A 14,782-nucleotide genomic window follows, 5' to 3' on the forward strand; every position below is an offset into this window, starting at 1 on the left:
ACTCTATTTTCAATAAAATAAAATCGATACAATGAAATAATAAACAAAAGTAAGCGTTTACAAAGGAGGATTCACAAGTGAAAATCATTTTAGCACCGGATTCATTTAAAGGGAGTATGACAGCAACCCAAGTCTCAAAATATATGGCAGACAGCATTACAGAAGTATATCCACAAGCTGACATACATGCTTTACCCGTTGGTGATGGCGGCGAAGGTACGATGGAAGCACTAGTGAATGCCACAAACGGAAGCTTTCATACTGCTTCAGTAACAGGTCCTCTTGGAAATCATGTAACTGCTCAATATGGTGTGCTCGGTGACGACACATGCGTAATTGAAATGGCAGAAGCTTCTGGGCTAAAACATTTAACTGATGACACTTTAAATGCTATGACAACAACGACTTATGGCACAGGCGAATTAATTTATGACGCTTTAGAAAAAGGTTACAAAAAATTTATTTTAGCTATTGGCGGCTCTGCAACAAATGATGCTGGTGCAGGTATGTTACAAGCTATAGGCGCCAAACTATTAGATGAAAACGGCAAAGATATCGCCTTTGGAGGAGGTGCTTTGCAACATATTAAGCAAATAGACTTAAGTCATTTCGACACTAGAATTAAACATTGTGAATTTATTATTGCGACGGATGTTCAAAATCCTTTAATAGGTCCTGACGGCGCTTCACATGTTTTTGGTAAACAAAAAGGTGCCACAGAAGATAATATTAAACAACTTGATGACAATCTCACGCATTGGGCAAATCTTGTAGAAAGAAGTACGGATATGAGGCTTCATGATTTGCCAGGGGCTGGTGCAGCTGGCGGACTAGGAGGTGCTTTCAAAGCATTTTTACCTAGTCATTTTGAAGATGGTATTCAAGTAGTAATAAAACATACGCAATTAGAACAGCTTTTACCAAATGCAGATCTAGTTATTACTGGAGAAGGCAAAATTGATTTTCAAACTTTTTATGGTAAGACACCTATGGGCATCGCAAAATGTGCGAAACAATTTGATGTCCCTGTCATCTTTATCGGAGGCTCTATCGAAGTAGATATAGACCAATTTGATGAGGTTGGTGTGGTAAGTGCTTTTAGTTTAACCGATGGTCCATTGTCACTCGCAGAGACGTTAGCAAATTCGGAAAAATTAATAAAAAAAACGACTAAGAACATCATAAGAACATTTTTCCATAACCACTAGCATAATTAAGGGGATGTTTCGTTATGAGAATTAAAGATACGATTGAAAAAGTACCTGGTGGCTTGATGGTTGTTCCGTTATTATTAGGTGCTGCAATCAACACGATTGATCAATTGCACTTGAATTTTATTACGAATGGTTTGAAATTTTTAGGGGCTCCAAAGACTGAAGAAGGACATTATGAAATGTTGCAAATTGGCGGTTTTTCTCAGGATTTATTTAAAGATAGTGCGCTCGTTTTAATAGCCCTATTTATCTTTTGTGTAGGAAGTCAAATGAATTTAAAGATTGGTGGCAAAGCGTTAAAAAAAGGTATGATATTAACATCAACGAAATATTTTTCGGGGTTAGGCGTTGGTCTATTACTTGGCGCTATATTTGATCCATGGACAGGGTTATTCGGTTTATCTACAATAGCAATTATTGCAGCAATGACCAATAGTAACAGCGGAATGTATGCTGCGCTAACAAGTGCATATGGTAACCGCTCTGATATCGGTGGTTTATCTATATTAGCTATTAATGATGGTCCTTTACTTACATTAATATCTTTAGGATTTATCGGTACGAATTTTCCAGTCATTTCTTTCGTTTCTGTGTTATTACCACTCGCAATAGGTATGCTCTTAGGTAACTTAGATCCTAAAATCGCAGAATTTTTACGACCAGGAGAATCATTACTCATTCCCTTCTTTGCCTTTTCATTAGGAGCAGGAATGAATTTAGCTGAATTCTTTAATTTCTCAGTATTATCTGGTGGTCTCACATTAGCATTACTTACATTTGTCTGTACAGCTGTGACAGGTGTAATTGCCTTTAAACTATTTAAAGAGAAAAGTGTCATCGGTCCTATTTCAGAATCGTCTACTGCAGGTAACGCCGTTTCTACACCTGCTGCAGTTGTCGCAGCCGCTTCAACTGCAGCAGGTGGTAATTTGAGCCAAAGTGAATTTGCTATGATAGAAAAAGTAGCGCCTATCGCGACAGCTCAAATTTCAGTTTCTGCTATTACTACGGCGATTTTATGTCCAATTGCTGTTATCATGGTAGATCAATACCAGAAGCGCAAAGGCATTGATGGCACTCAGGAACATTTTAAAACCAATCACAAAGCATTTCCTAAGTTAAAACAAGCCACAAATGCCGCTAATTATGAAAGCGCTTTAACTAAAAAGGAGGATTAACTTTGAAGACTACAATATTATACGGCAAATCAAATGTTGAAGTTGACTTGCCGGAGCAAAGCGTTCTAATTGAACCCAAAAACATTGATCCACTTGAAGATCATGTAACAGCAATACGTACAGCCCTAAATAATCCAATTGGCTCAGAACCATTGCAAGACATGGTGAGTGCTAACCAAACTGTATCTATTGTTATTAGTGACATCACACGACCGACACCCAATCACATTCTCGTACCATTACTGATAGAAACATTAGCCCACGTACCTTTAGAAAACTTTGTGATTATCAATGGTACAGGTACACATCGCGATCAAACACGAGAAGAACTTGTACAAATGCTTGGTGAAGACATAGTGAGCAAAGTGAAAATTGTACATAATCATTGTAATGATAAGGATACGCTTAAAAAAGTAGGCCATAGTCAATATGGTTGTGATGTATACCTGAACAAAGATTATGTTGAATCTGACTTTAAAATTGTCACCGGTTTTATCGAACCTCACTTCTTCGCTGGCTTCTCTGGTGGGCCTAAAGGTATTATGCCTGGTATTGCTGGCATAGAAACAATTATGACCTTCCATAACGCTAAAATGATTGGCGATATACGTTCAACTTGGGGCAATATGCAAGATAATCCTGTTCAAAATATGACCCGGGAAATCAATGCAATGTGTAAACCAGACTTTATGCTCAACGTCACGTTGAATAAAGAGAAAGCGATTACCGAAGTATTTGCTGGTGAATTATATGAAGCACATGATAAAGGGTGTGAATATGCCAAAGCACATGCTATGTTCAAGTGTGATGAGCGTTTTGATGTCGTGATTGCTTCTAACTCCGGCTATCCTTTAGATCAAAACTTATATCAAACAGTTAAAGGCATGAGTGCAGCACATAAAGTAGTTAAAGAAGGTGGCAGCATTATTATGTTATCTGAATGTAGCGATGGCTATCCTAATCATGGTAATTATGCAGAGATACTAAAAATGGCTGACTCTCCTCAAGGGCTTGTCGACATGATCAGTGATCCTAACTTCGCGATGCTTGACCAATGGCAAGTACAAAAACAAGCTGTGATTCAAACTTTCGCTGATGTTTATTTATATTCTAAACTCAGTGACCAACAAACCAAAGATGCCATGTTGCATCCAGTGCATAATATAAATGAGACACTTAAAGCATTAGAAGATAAATATGGAAAAGATATGACGATAGGTGTTATGCCACTTGGACCACTTACTATTCCATACGTAGAATCATAATTTAGGAGGAATCATTATGTTAACTAAAGTATTAACTAAAGAACAACAATTAGAACGTGTATTAAAAGATATGAATCGTGTAATCGTCGCGTTTTCAGGTGGTGTAGATAGCAGCTTTGTATTAAAGAAAGCCATCGATGTACTCGGCACTGATAATGTAAAAGCAGTTATTGTAAAATCCGAGTTATTTAGAAATGAAGAATTTGATCAAGCCCTGCGTCTAGGTAAATCACTTAATGCCAATGTGATAGAAACTGAAATTGAAGAATTAAAAGATCCAAATATAGTTGAAAACACACCAAGTAGTTGGTATTACAGTAAACGTTTATTATATTCAAAACTTGAAGACTTGAGAGTAAACTACAACTTCGACTATGTCGTCGACGGTATAATTATGGATGATTTAGATGACTTCAGACCTGGACTCAAAGCAAGAACTGAATTCGGTGTTAGAAGTGTGCTACAAGAAGTTGAATTATATAAATCTGAAATTAGAGCGCTAAGTAAATCTAATGATCTCCCTGTATGGAATAAGCCTGCTTTGTGTAGCTTGGCTTCTCGAATCCCTTATGGTGAGCCTTTAAATTTCACAAAGGTTAACAAAGTAAATGAAGCTGAAAAATTCATTTTAAGCTTCAACATTAATCATGTCAGAGTACGCTATCATAATAATATCGCAAGAATAGAAGTAGACGACACAGATATCCCAGTAGTGATTCAATTTAAAAATCAAATTACACTTCGCTTGAAAGAACTTGGTTTTGATTATGTAACTATTGATTTAGAAGGTTATCGTACAGGTAGCATGAATGAAGTCATCAATACACAAGATGAGATTTAACAAAATAAAGGTGGCGAAACTATGACTGAAAACCAAGACACAATAGAGTCATTACTTTTAGCAGTTAAAGAGAACGAGCTTTCCATTACAGAAGCCAAAGATAAATTAAGTCATTATGATGAATTAGGTTTCGCAAAAATTGATTCACACAGAACAAAACGACAAGGCTTTCCTGAAGTTATATTTGGTGAAGGGAAAACTGTAACCCAATTAGACGAAATCGTACACACTTTAATAAAGCATAATGAAGTCATCTTAATTACTAGAATCGATCAAAGTAAAGCAGACAATATCATTGCTAAGTATCCACAACTTGAATACCATGAGACAGCACGTATTGTTTGTACACCCGTTAATACAATTAGCAAAACCGAACATTTTGCAGCGATTATTTGTGCGGGTACATCTGACCTACCTGTAGCTGAAGAAGCAGCTATTACAGCTGAAGTTATGGGTATTTCAGTACAGCGCTTTTATGACGTAGGTGTTTCTGGCATCCATCGTCTTTTTGCACATATCGAAACCATTCGTCAAAGTAAGGTGTCCGTAGTTATTGCTGGTATGGAAGGTGCATTGTCTAGCGTCGTTGCTGGCTTAGTGGATCATCCAGTTTTTTCAATACCTACGAGTGTTGGTTACGGCGCCAATTTAGATGGCGTTACCACACTCTTATCTATGGTTAATTCTTGTGCACCTGGCTCGAGCGTACTCAACATCGATAATGGATTTGGTGGTGGCTATAATGCCGCAATGATTATAAAAATGATTGAAAATGCTTAGAACGGAGTGAAACATTATGTCCAAAGCGATTTATCTTGATTGTCATGCTGGTATTGCTGGAGATATGCTATTGTCTTCGCTTGTAGATTTGGGTGCAGATGTCACCTTTATTGAAACACAATTAAAAACATTACCGCTCAATCATTTCAAACTTAACTTCTCAACTCAAAACAAAGAAGGCATTCAAGCTATGTCACTTAAAATTGATTTCGAAGAAGCACACCATCATAGAAAAGCATCAGATGTCTTTAAGATGATTAAAGAGAGTAGCTTACCAAGCAGAGTGAAAGAAAGAAGTCTCCGGGTATTTGACGTGATTGCACACGCAGAAGCTAAAATTCACGGTATGTCTGTTGAAGATGTTCACTTTCATGAAGTTGGCGCTATGGACTCTATCATTGATATTATTGGCGGATGTCTTGCACTAGAAGATTTAGCAATTGATGAACTCTATGCCTCGCCTATCCCAACTGGTAACGGTAAAATCAATATCGCACACGGTGTCTATCCAGTACCTGCACCAGCGACTGCTGAAATACTCAAAGGTATCCCGCTTGCGTCCTTTGATGTTAACAGTGAATTGACAACACCAACTGGCGCTGGTTTTATTAAAGCATTAGTTTCGGAAATCGGTCCTTTACCTGCAGTAACCATGGAGCAAATCGGTTATGGTTGTGGCACGAAAGATTTCGATTTCCCCAATATTTTACGAACAATTGAATATACAGTAAAAGACAACACACCAACACAAGTCCAAGTGATAGAGTGTCAGATTGATGATATGACACCAGAGATGCTCGGTTTCTTTATCGAACAAGTACTGGATGACGGTGCGCTAGATGCTTACTTCACTCCAATTACGATGAAGAAAAGTAGGCCCGCAACACAACTTACAGTGATTAGTAAATTTGATGACGCACAATACTTTGAGGATTATATACTTAAAAATACAAGCTCTTTAGGTGTAAGAAGTTATGCAGTCAATCGCAAAATTCTCCATCGTCAGTTTCAAACAAGTCACACAAAGTATGGTGCTATATTAGTAAAAATAGGCATGATGGATAATAAAATTATCAAAGCGAAACCAGAATTTGAAGATGTAAAAAATGCAGCAATCCAATCTGGCAAAACTTTCTCAACTGTATACAATGAAATTCAGCACGAAGTTCATAACCACATTAAAATAGAAGATTAAAATAGTCTATCACGAGCTAAAGACTACAGGCTGAGTCTGTACCCGCGGATACCCCACACAAAAGACTGCTCCAAAATTAAAAAATCTATCAACAACATAAAATCCAGCACTCACACTCAAGTGAAGTACTGGATTTTTTATTGCTTAATTATTTTAAAGAAGGACCCACTTTAATATTTGCACTATCTAATGCAAGTTCTAATACTTCAATAACTTGAATACTATGTTCTAACTTTTCTTCTGCTAAATCGAAATTTTTATCATTAATAATCTGAACCATCTTCACAAATTCCTCATACATACGATGTTTTTGTTGGTTAACTTGATATGATTGTGTACCACCGTCATTAAATGTAAGATCAAACGCTTTCAATTCATTTGTTGGACCTTTAATATGAATTGTTGCATTTTCACCTTGAATGTAAGACTGATTGTCAGAACTAGAGTCTTTTGCACCAATACAAACAACTTTCATTTCACCATAATCAAGATTTAAGATACCAGATGTATCAATATCATTTTTAACATTAGCAAAATAAGTAACACCTTTAGGCATCCCGAAGAGTCCAACTGCTAAATGGATATTGTATACATTGATATCCATGAGTGCACCTCCGCCCTTCTCAGGATCGAAAGCAGGTTGAATAATGCCTTTTTTAAAATTATCATATCTTGAAGAGTACTGTGAATAATTAAATTGGGCTATTTTACATGTACCTATTTCACTCACTGATTGTTTTAACACATCATAATTACTCAAATACAGGTTAGTAATAGCTTCGATAATAATAACGTTGTTCGCTTCAGCCAATGCTTTTAATGTTGTTAATTCTTCTTTAGTTAAAGTAAATGGTTTTTCACATATTACATGTTTCTGTTGCTCAATTGCTTTGCGTGCATAATCAAAATGCAGATGATTTGGTACAGCTAAATAAATCGTTTCCATACCTTCATCTTGAAGGAACTCATTATAATCCGTAAAAATTGTTTTAATATTAAACTGTTTCTGTAAACTTTCTACATTTTCTGGATTTCTTCCTGTTGAAACAATACTATGAAACTCAATGTCTGAAATTTCTTCCATCACTGGTAATGCTTCTTTGACGATCTTGCCCGCGCCTACGATACCTAATTTCATGTTGGTCTCTCCTTCTCACTTAATCTAAATTATGCTACGTTATCACTTGGTGCAATATTAAATTGTTAATAGCTATTTTAAAACCCATTCAATATATCATTATATTTGAATTCATCATGTAATTCAAAATCTACAGTCTTGATACAATTCGTATTTTGTTTTGAAAATCTCACTAGTGGTATACAATTAATATAAAGGTATAACATGAGATTATTTTTTATATTCTTTAAATAAAGGAGGCATTTTTGTGTCCATATTTTATTTTTTAATATTTATAGTAATTGTTTTAATTATTTATTTCATTTTCCGAAAAAATTATAAAAAAGAAGCTGCAGTTAATAAAAGAAAACGTAAACGCGAAAAAAGAGTAGCAAACTATATTAGCGAAGCTTTTAAAATAGAAAATTTAGAAGATGTTAAAGAAAGTAAAACAACAATTGTTTTGGTTTATCCTAAAGAAACATTAGATGTTGAACCTGAACAAGTCGTAAAAGTAGAAAATCAAAGTGAAGAAAAAGTCGTAACAGAATTTGAAATGCCTGAAGGTATTAAAAGAGAAGAATTATATGACTTTTCTCTTAAACACACTAAATTTTATATCGCACATGATCGTTACGCACGTCTTAAAACGGTTGATGAAAATGAACAAACAAATAGTGGCATTATAAAATAATTCAATTGTTAAAGGAGTATGTATATGACACCAATTGTTAAAGCTTATTCAAATGATGAAGACATTGAAATTAATATCAACACATTAAAAGATCAAAAAATTAATGCAAAAGATATTTATGTTCTATCTCATGATGCAGATCATACAGAACGCATCGTGAAAAATACAGAAGTCTCAGGTATTGATTACAATCGTTCTGATGTTGGCGAAGATGAACAAAATCAAGGTGACCAACTAAGAGATAAGTTACAAATTCTTGGCGTTTCTGAAAGTGATGCGCAAGATTACGAAGAACTTATGGATCAAGGTAATGTACTACTCATTGTTACAGATCAACGCGCAGCTAATGTACTCTAAAATTAAATTATTTAGCTAAACTAATGTACCCCGTATTCTTTTAATTAGGATGTGGGGTACATTAGTCTTTTATACATATTTATTATAATTGATTAAAGTTATTTTCTTGAAGATCTGTAATTTTAGCAATTTCTACTTTTTGGTCTTTAGGCTCCAATACATGTAAATACTGTTCATCGTCGTTATCTTCAATTTTCTTTACAGTAATGCGGTCATGTTCTATAGTTTCGATAATTATTTCTGAATGCTTATTTAAAGCCTCTTTAATATGTTGCTTATCCATGCTACAACCTCCTTAAGTAAAAGCTGATTATATTTCGAGTCTCTTCATCTTCTACTCTTAAGGTATTTTTCAAATCAAAGAAAACATAACCAACCTATTTATAAACCATTGAATATTGTTGTGACGAAAGTGAATGTAACAATTAAGGCTGAGACATGAATTTATGCCTCAGCCTTAATTATCAATTTTTATTAACTTAATATTACATCTACTAATTCTTCTGCAGTAGCTTTACCGAAATAATATGTAATGTCTATTTCACTTAAAGCTTTTAATAAATCCTCTTTGACTACACGTACGCCTTTGAGTTGTTCTTCAACGTCTTTAATGTCGCCTTGTCCAAAAAAATCTCCATAAATACGACATGCTGAAATACGTCCTTTTTCTACCGAAAGAGAGATATCAATCGTGCCTGCCGCTAATCTCGCGTCTCTATTATATTCATAGCGTGGGGAACCACCAAAATTCCATTCCCAATTTTTATATTTTGACGCTAACATTTCATCAACGGCTTCCCAATCAGCATCAGTTAATTCGTAACGCTTTGCGTCATTCATATCATCAATGTCTAAAATCTCTTTAACCATCAGATCTTTAAATTCATGGATCGTTACATTTTGATATTCCGGTGCCAAATATTCACGAATATTGCCTACACGTGATCTTACGGATTTAATACCTTTGGATTCTATTTTTTTACGATTCGGCTTCAATACTTTAACCATAGGTTCATAATCTACATCCAATAATAAAGAATAGCCACCATAGATACGTCCCTTAATCAAAGTCATTGCTGCACCAGATACTTTTTTATCGTGAATGGCTAAATCATTACGTCCACTTTGCACAACTTCTGTTGCACCCAGTTGATGTAAAGCATGTATACCTGGTTCGTAAAAGCGTTTAAAATTACCATAAATTGTATCGTCTTTTTCTAAAATACAACACATATTCACTGCACCACTGTCTACATAAACTGCGCCACCACCTGTATCACGGCGAACAACTTGAATACCATGTTCGTCTAAATAATCTTGGTTAATTTCTACCGCAGTATTTTGAAAACGACCTATCTCCACTTTTGGATCACAGATATACGGGAATAAGATATCCTCATTTAAAAATATATTTTGGCTAACGTGAATTTGCATCGCTAATGCAACTGCACCGTCTGTTATATATTCGCCATTGCGAATAGGTTCAATTAAATACATATTGTTCTCCTATATAGTTAATTTTTTGTTGGCTTCAGTTATGAGTGTTGAAATATCTTCGGTTAGATGTATTGTTCTATCTCGAATATTTTCTGGAATACGATATGCTTTCTTATTCATTGTCATAAATAAAGCATTTGGATTATGTCGTGTCATGCGTTGAAAAGGTTGTTTCACATATTGTGGTGTCGTATAGCCGATACCTATTTCTAGATATAATACTTTATCTTCTTTATGTGCATCAAGGAACTGATTATAGCGAGATAACTGCGCATGAAAATCAGTATCCTCTACCATACCAACTTGTGCTTTTCGTTTATTGATTTCCATGGGCGCATCACATTCAGGACAATGCGGCAAGAGTTCTCGTGGTACTTCCATATTCTCTTGTTCTACAATCATTTGACGTATTGCAGCATCATCACGGTAAGTCTGCGCATGACAATGTTGACTACATTGCCACAAGATATACTCTCCTTGAATATGAAAAACTTTATCCAAATCAAAATCAGCTACCGCAAATGCATTATCTGCATTCGTCGTGATGATATGATAATCTTTATTACTTAAAATTTGATTAAGCGCAGTGTAAGATGCGCCTACAGGTTGGTCTAAATAATTCAGCGCAACAAATCGACTTTGAAAAGCCCAATATTCTTGCCAACTTTCGAATGTATGAAGGCTTGCTTGTAGCATATCAAAGAAACCGTATTTTTTAATAAAATCCGGGAAATTTTGAGTGAAACGTTCACCTATATACGTAAAACCATCTGACGCTGACATACCGGCACCTATCCCAATCACAACTGCGTCCGCTTCATTTAAAGCATCTGCTAATATATCGGATTGTCGATTATAACTAGTATTTAAGACATCCCAAGTTGATTCAGTCATAATGTTTCAGTCCTTCCTTATACAATGCAGCATCTTTATCTGTAAACACATTGAAAACAACTGTGATATCAGAATCATGTTCTCTTTTATATTGCATTACAGTCGAAATTGCTATCTGTCTAGCCTCATCTTGAGGAAAACCAAATACGCCTGTTGAAATACAACAAAAAGCAATACTTGATAAGTTTTGCTGATCCGCAAGTTCGAGACAGCTTCGATACGAGCGCGCAAGTAAATCACGGTTCATTTGTGACACCGGTGTTTTACGAATTTGTGGCCCTACTGTATGAATGACATATTGAGCAGGCAAGTTATAACCAGGGGTGATTTTTGCTTTACCAACACCTTCACGTCTACCTTGTTTATCTATTAAATCTGCACAAGCTAAACGCAACTGGACGCCTGCTTTAGTATGGATGATATTATCAATACAGTTATGATTCGGCTCAAAACAGCCTAACAGCTTACTGTTAGCAGCATTTACAATAGCGTCTACCTCAAGCTGCGTGATATCACCTTGCCATAAATATATATCGTCATTGAGATATGGGGTTAATGATGTTAACGACGTAACTTGTTGCGCATTGTAATTTTTCAAAAATGCATCTTGCACCTCAATAAAATCAGCTTCAATCGGTGTTGCTGGTCTTACATTTACTAACCCTCGAAACGTTTCGAAACGTTCTGTTTCCGTATCAGGTAAGTCTGCAATGGCACCGTCATGTGTTTCTTGCCACAAATACTCAATTAAATACGCTAAACGTTCTGTTTGTTGCATAATTTATGCCTCAGGAAGTGCATTAAATGCTGCTTCGTCAACATTTTCTAATTTAACCAACCAATTTTCTTCAGCTTTTTCAGAATTTAAAAGCGTTGGTTCATCTTCAGCTTTTGTATTACGTGCAACAATTTTACCTGCTAATGGTGATTGAACGTCTAATACTGTTTTAGAAGCTTCAATACTAACAATTTCGTCATCGACTTTAATGTCGTCGCCACCCATAAATTCAACATAACCTACTGTTCCTACATCATCTTGCAATTCAGGTGTCATACTGTATACGTACTGCTCTCCAACTTTTTCTACCCATAAATAATTAGCTAATTTTTTCATAAAATATCTTCCTTTCATCAATTTGTTATAAATATATTTGCGCGAGTAATTCGATTGTACGACAGCGTTGCGCTATGTCTGGTATCAAAGGTACAACCATCACTTCGTCAGCATTAAATGTTTGAATCATTGTGTCTATTTGTTTTTTTGCACTTTCTTTTGTACCTACAATTATACGAGCTCGGCTTTGAGTAATCAAACGTTCATCTCTTTCAGAACGTGAATATGATTGCGCTGTTTCGATAGAAGGTAGACGCTCAAATTCGGCAAATTGTTGTTTTCCTAGTAGCCAAACGTCTAATGATTGAGCTAGTGCATCTGCTTCTGATGCCGTATCAGCAACTGCAACAAATGTAGTGAGCATAACAGTAGGTTTCATATTTAATGCCGTAGGTTTAAAGGCTTCTCTATAAGCTTGTACACTGCTTTCAGCTTTTTTAATTGCTTTTTCATTAGGTAATAAAAAAGTTCCCAGTGTATATCCCATGCCTTGACGTCCTGCCATTTGTGCAGACGGTACACTCGTACTTAATAGCCACATTTGAGGCACAGTAGTAACACGAGGTTGTGCAAATACTTGTTTAAAACGTTGCTCTGATTCACGCTCAGTTAGATAATGTCGCACATCGGTAATAGACTGCTCGTAGTCTAAGAAATGTGTTTTCGTTTCATTCATAGCTTGTTTTACACTGGGTGTACCTGAATTATTACCGATACCTAAGTCTACACGCCTAGGGTAAAATGCTTCTAATAATCGAAAATTTTCAGCCACTTTAAACGGACTATAATGCGGTAACATCACTCCACCCGAACCGAGTCGGATTTGCTTCGTCTTTGCCAGTAATTGCATCATCAATAATTCTGGACTACTACATGCAAACGCCGGTACATTATGATGTTCCGTCATCCAAAAGCGCTTATAACCAAGTTTGTCTGCTAATTGCGCTAAGCGTACTGTATCCTGTAAGGCATCTTGTGCTGACTTGCCTTCATCAATAACAGCGTAATCTAAAATATTCAATTGAACCACGTTGGTTACCACCTCCACCAATACTGACCTTATATACTTTGTCGTACTTATAATGTAAGCACTTTCGTTTGAGTGTATATCGTATCTCAGTTATGCTAAAATTCATGTACAAAACTTTAGACACGTATCTGCAAAACATGTTTCCTTTTTTAAATTACCCTCACCCTCTAGGATAACTGATATAGAAAATTTTTGTTACATTTTGCTTGAAAAAATTACCATATTTTTTATTTAATTGACCACGATATCCTATTAGTGTTAATTTAAAATTACATATTACAACGAAGATCGAGGTTATAGTTATGAAAACTCATTATCAAGCATTATTCGAACCATTAACGTTCCCCAATGGCGTCGTCTTCAATAACCGTTTTGTGCTATCACCTATGACTACGAATTCCTCAACACAAGACGGACATATTACTGAGCAAGACTTACGCTATGCACAACGCCGGGCACACGCTGCGCCCTTACAAGTAACAGGTGCAGCCTATATTGAACCTTATGGTCAATTATTTGAATATGGTTTTAGTATCACTGATGACAGTTGTATACCTGGTTTGAAAAAATTAGCAACTGCAATGAAAAAAAATGGCAATAAAGCCATTTTACAACTGACTCACGCAGGACGATTTTCAAATCAAGCCATCTTAAATTATGGCCAAGTTTATGGCCCAAGCGCTATGTCCTTAAATTCTCCTATTCAACATGACGTTCTAGCTATGTCTTTAGATAAAATCACTTCTATAACGCATCAATATGCGGAGGCAACTTCTCGTGCTATACAAGCTGGTTTTGATGGTGTAGAAGTTTCAGCTGCCCAACGCTTACTTATACAAACATTTTTCTCTACCTTTTCTAATCAACGTACAGATCAATACGGAAATCAAAGTTTAGATAATCGTGCTCGTATCGGATTGGAAATACTAGCTGCTGTACAAAAAGTCATTGATAAAGAAGCACCACCACAATTTATTTTAGGCTATCGCGCTACACCTGAGGAAACACGAGGGAGTGATGTCGGTTATACAATAGACGAATTCAACGAACATCTGGATTGGGTATTAGATACAGCGAATATACAATATTTAGCAATCGCAAGTTGGGGGCGTCAAATTTATCAAAACAAAGTCCGCTCTGACGGCAAGCACACAGGAAAATATGTCAATGCTGTCGTCCATGATTACCTTGATGGTAGAATTCCTGTCATCGCTAGTGGTGGTATTAATTCACCTGAAAGTGCGCTTGATGCCTTACAACATGCAGATATGGTTGGAATGTCGTCTCCATTTGTGACGGAACCAGATTTTGTCTTAAAATTACAAGAAGACCGTCCAGAGGATATTGATTTACATGTAACCATCGACGATATTGATGAACTCGCAATCCCGTATGCGGCATTTAAAGATATTGTTAAAATGATGGACTACGGCGAAGGGTTAAAAAAAGAAACCCGTGACGAGTTACGTAAACTTGAAACAAACTATGATCAAGTAGATTATAAAGCAATAGAAAAAGATTAATTTAAAATACAGACAAACTGAGCAGATAAAACAGCTTAGTTTGTCTTTTTTATATCGCGTATTTGCTTTGTAAAAACGAATTA

Annotated in this window: 16 protein-coding genes; 9 read left to right on the forward strand and 7 right to left on the reverse strand. The window is 35.9% G+C overall.

Annotated elements, in window-relative coordinates; translation table 11 throughout:
* The first annotated feature begins 77 nt into the window (after positions 1 to 77).
* Genes NSR03_RS12270 through larC form a run of 6 tightly spaced genes read left to right on the forward strand, consistent with a single transcriptional unit; the run spans position 78 to position 6,473 of the window.
* A complete protein-coding gene (locus tag NSR03_RS12270; protein ID WP_069821094.1) occupies positions 78 to 1,208 on the forward strand; it encodes a glycerate kinase in 1,131 nt (376 codons plus the stop codon).
* 23 nt (positions 1,209 to 1,231) lie between these two features.
* Positions 1,232 to 2,392 (forward strand): 2-keto-3-deoxygluconate permease, encoded by a 1,161-nt coding sequence (locus NSR03_RS12275; RefSeq protein WP_340719237.1) that lies wholly within the window; start codon positions 1,232 to 1,234, stop codon positions 2,390 to 2,392.
* Between the two features lie 2 nt (positions 2,393 to 2,394).
* Entirely contained in the window at positions 2,395 to 3,657 is a 1,263-nt protein-coding gene (gene larA / locus NSR03_RS12280; protein ID WP_002511622.1) for a nickel-dependent lactate racemase, read from the forward strand.
* 16 nt (positions 3,658 to 3,673) lie between these two features.
* Positions 3,674 to 4,498, forward strand: coding sequence for an ATP-dependent sacrificial sulfur transferase LarE (larE, locus tag NSR03_RS12285; RefSeq protein WP_069821096.1), 825 nt, complete (start codon positions 3,674 to 3,676; stop codon positions 4,496 to 4,498).
* A 21-nt stretch (positions 4,499 to 4,519) separates the two neighbouring features.
* Positions 4,520 to 5,278 (forward strand): nickel pincer cofactor biosynthesis protein LarB, encoded by a 759-nt coding sequence (gene larB / locus NSR03_RS12290; protein ID WP_069821097.1) that lies wholly within the window; start codon positions 4,520 to 4,522, stop codon positions 5,276 to 5,278.
* Between the two features lie 16 nt (positions 5,279 to 5,294).
* Positions 5,295 to 6,473, forward strand: coding sequence for a nickel pincer cofactor biosynthesis protein LarC (gene larC / locus NSR03_RS12295; RefSeq protein ID WP_069821098.1), 1,179 nt, complete (start codon positions 5,295 to 5,297; stop codon positions 6,471 to 6,473).
* A 148-nt stretch (positions 6,474 to 6,621) separates the two neighbouring features.
* Here larC and NSR03_RS12300 read toward each other — a convergent pair whose 3' ends face one another.
* Entirely contained in the window at positions 6,622 to 7,611 is a 990-nt protein-coding gene (locus tag NSR03_RS12300; protein ID WP_002506498.1) for a Gfo/Idh/MocA family protein, read from the reverse strand.
* Positions 7,612 to 7,858: 247 nt separating this feature from the next.
* Here NSR03_RS12300 and NSR03_RS12305 point away from each other — a divergent pair, with 247 nt between their 5' ends.
* Complete coding sequence (locus NSR03_RS12305) at positions 7,859 to 8,284, forward strand: hypothetical protein (protein ID WP_069821099.1); 426 nt, start codon at positions 7,859 to 7,861, stop codon at positions 8,282 to 8,284.
* 24 nt (positions 8,285 to 8,308) lie between these two features.
* Complete coding sequence (locus NSR03_RS12310; protein WP_002506495.1) at positions 8,309 to 8,641, forward strand: general stress protein; 333 nt, start codon at positions 8,309 to 8,311, stop codon at positions 8,639 to 8,641.
* 82 nt (positions 8,642 to 8,723) lie between these two features.
* On the opposite strand, the gene NSR03_RS12315 is transcribed toward NSR03_RS12310, so the two are convergent.
* The 6 genes from NSR03_RS12315 to NSR03_RS12340 form a co-directional block, all read right to left on the reverse strand.
* Positions 8,724 to 8,924 carry a hypothetical protein gene (locus NSR03_RS12315; protein WP_002511628.1) on the reverse strand — a complete coding sequence of 67 codons (201 nt, stop codon included), beginning with the start codon at positions 8,922 to 8,924 and terminating at the stop codon, positions 8,724 to 8,726.
* 191 nt (positions 8,925 to 9,115) lie between these two features.
* Complete coding sequence (locus NSR03_RS12320; protein WP_002511629.1) at positions 9,116 to 10,138, reverse strand: lipoate--protein ligase; 1,023 nt, start codon at positions 10,136 to 10,138, stop codon at positions 9,116 to 9,118.
* Positions 10,139 to 10,147: 9 nt separating this feature from the next.
* Complete coding sequence (locus NSR03_RS12325) at positions 10,148 to 11,032, reverse strand: SIR2 family NAD-dependent protein deacylase (protein ID WP_069821100.1); 885 nt, start codon at positions 11,030 to 11,032, stop codon at positions 10,148 to 10,150.
* The gene (locus NSR03_RS12330) at positions 11,025 to 11,810 is read right to left on the reverse strand and encodes a protein-ADP-ribose hydrolase (RefSeq protein WP_056936000.1); all 786 of its coding nucleotides are present in this window, start codon (positions 11,808 to 11,810) and stop codon (positions 11,025 to 11,027) included. Before NSR03_RS12330 ends, NSR03_RS12325 begins: the two co-directional genes overlap by 8 nt.
* 3 nt (positions 11,811 to 11,813) lie before the next feature.
* Positions 11,814 to 12,146 carry a glycine cleavage system protein H gene (locus tag NSR03_RS12335; protein WP_002506490.1) on the reverse strand — a complete coding sequence of 111 codons (333 nt, stop codon included), beginning with the start codon at positions 12,144 to 12,146 and terminating at the stop codon, positions 11,814 to 11,816.
* A gap of 25 nt (positions 12,147 to 12,171) precedes the next feature.
* Positions 12,172 to 13,176 carry an LLM class flavin-dependent oxidoreductase gene (locus NSR03_RS12340; RefSeq protein WP_069821101.1) on the reverse strand — a complete coding sequence of 335 codons (1,005 nt, stop codon included), beginning with the start codon at positions 13,174 to 13,176 and terminating at the stop codon, positions 12,172 to 12,174.
* A 302-nt stretch (positions 13,177 to 13,478) separates the two neighbouring features.
* On the opposite strand from NSR03_RS12340, the gene NSR03_RS12345 reads away from it, so the two are divergent.
* Positions 13,479 to 14,699, forward strand: coding sequence for an NADH-dependent flavin oxidoreductase (locus NSR03_RS12345; protein ID WP_002506488.1), 1,221 nt, complete (start codon positions 13,479 to 13,481; stop codon positions 14,697 to 14,699).
* Positions 14,700 to 14,782 lie beyond the last annotated feature (83 nt).

Origin of the sequence: Staphylococcus sp. FSL W8-1207, assembly GCF_038003745.1 — a bacterium.
GTDB classification, from domain to species: Bacteria; Bacillota; Bacilli; order Staphylococcales; family Staphylococcaceae; genus Staphylococcus; species Staphylococcus equorum.

What these genes read in the sequence shown, in the direction of transcription:
- NSR03_RS12320 (WP_002511629.1), bottom strand. Translation starts at nt 10,138, where the DNA reads ATGTATTTAATTGAACCTATTCGCAATGGCGAATATATAACAGACGGT.
- NSR03_RS12335 (WP_002506490.1), bottom strand. Translation starts at nt 12,146, where the DNA reads ATGAAAAAATTAGCTAATTATTTATGGGTAGAAAAAGTTGGAGAGCAG.
- larE (WP_069821096.1), top strand. Translation starts at nt 3,674, where the DNA reads ATGTTAACTAAAGTATTAACTAAAGAACAACAATTAGAACGTGTATTA.
- larC (WP_069821098.1), top strand. Translation starts at nt 5,295, where the DNA reads ATGTCCAAAGCGATTTATCTTGATTGTCATGCTGGTATTGCTGGAGAT.
- NSR03_RS12330 (WP_056936000.1), bottom strand. Translation starts at nt 11,810, where the DNA reads ATGCAACAAACAGAACGTTTAGCGTATTTAATTGAGTATTTGTGGCAA.
- NSR03_RS12325 (WP_069821100.1), bottom strand. Translation starts at nt 11,032, where the DNA reads ATGACTGAATCAACTTGGGATGTCTTAAATACTAGTTATAATCGACAA.
- larB (WP_069821097.1), top strand. Translation starts at nt 4,520, where the DNA reads ATGACTGAAAACCAAGACACAATAGAGTCATTACTTTTAGCAGTTAAA.
- NSR03_RS12300 (WP_002506498.1), bottom strand. Translation starts at nt 7,611, where the DNA reads ATGAAATTAGGTATCGTAGGCGCGGGCAAGATCGTCAAAGAAGCATTA.
- NSR03_RS12310 (WP_002506495.1), top strand. Translation starts at nt 8,309, where the DNA reads ATGACACCAATTGTTAAAGCTTATTCAAATGATGAAGACATTGAAATT.
- NSR03_RS12345 (WP_002506488.1), top strand. Translation starts at nt 13,479, where the DNA reads ATGAAAACTCATTATCAAGCATTATTCGAACCATTAACGTTCCCCAAT.
- NSR03_RS12315 (WP_002511628.1), bottom strand. Translation starts at nt 8,924, where the DNA reads ATGGATAAGCAACATATTAAAGAGGCTTTAAATAAGCATTCAGAAATA.
- NSR03_RS12275 (WP_340719237.1), top strand. Translation starts at nt 1,232, where the DNA reads ATGAGAATTAAAGATACGATTGAAAAAGTACCTGGTGGCTTGATGGTT.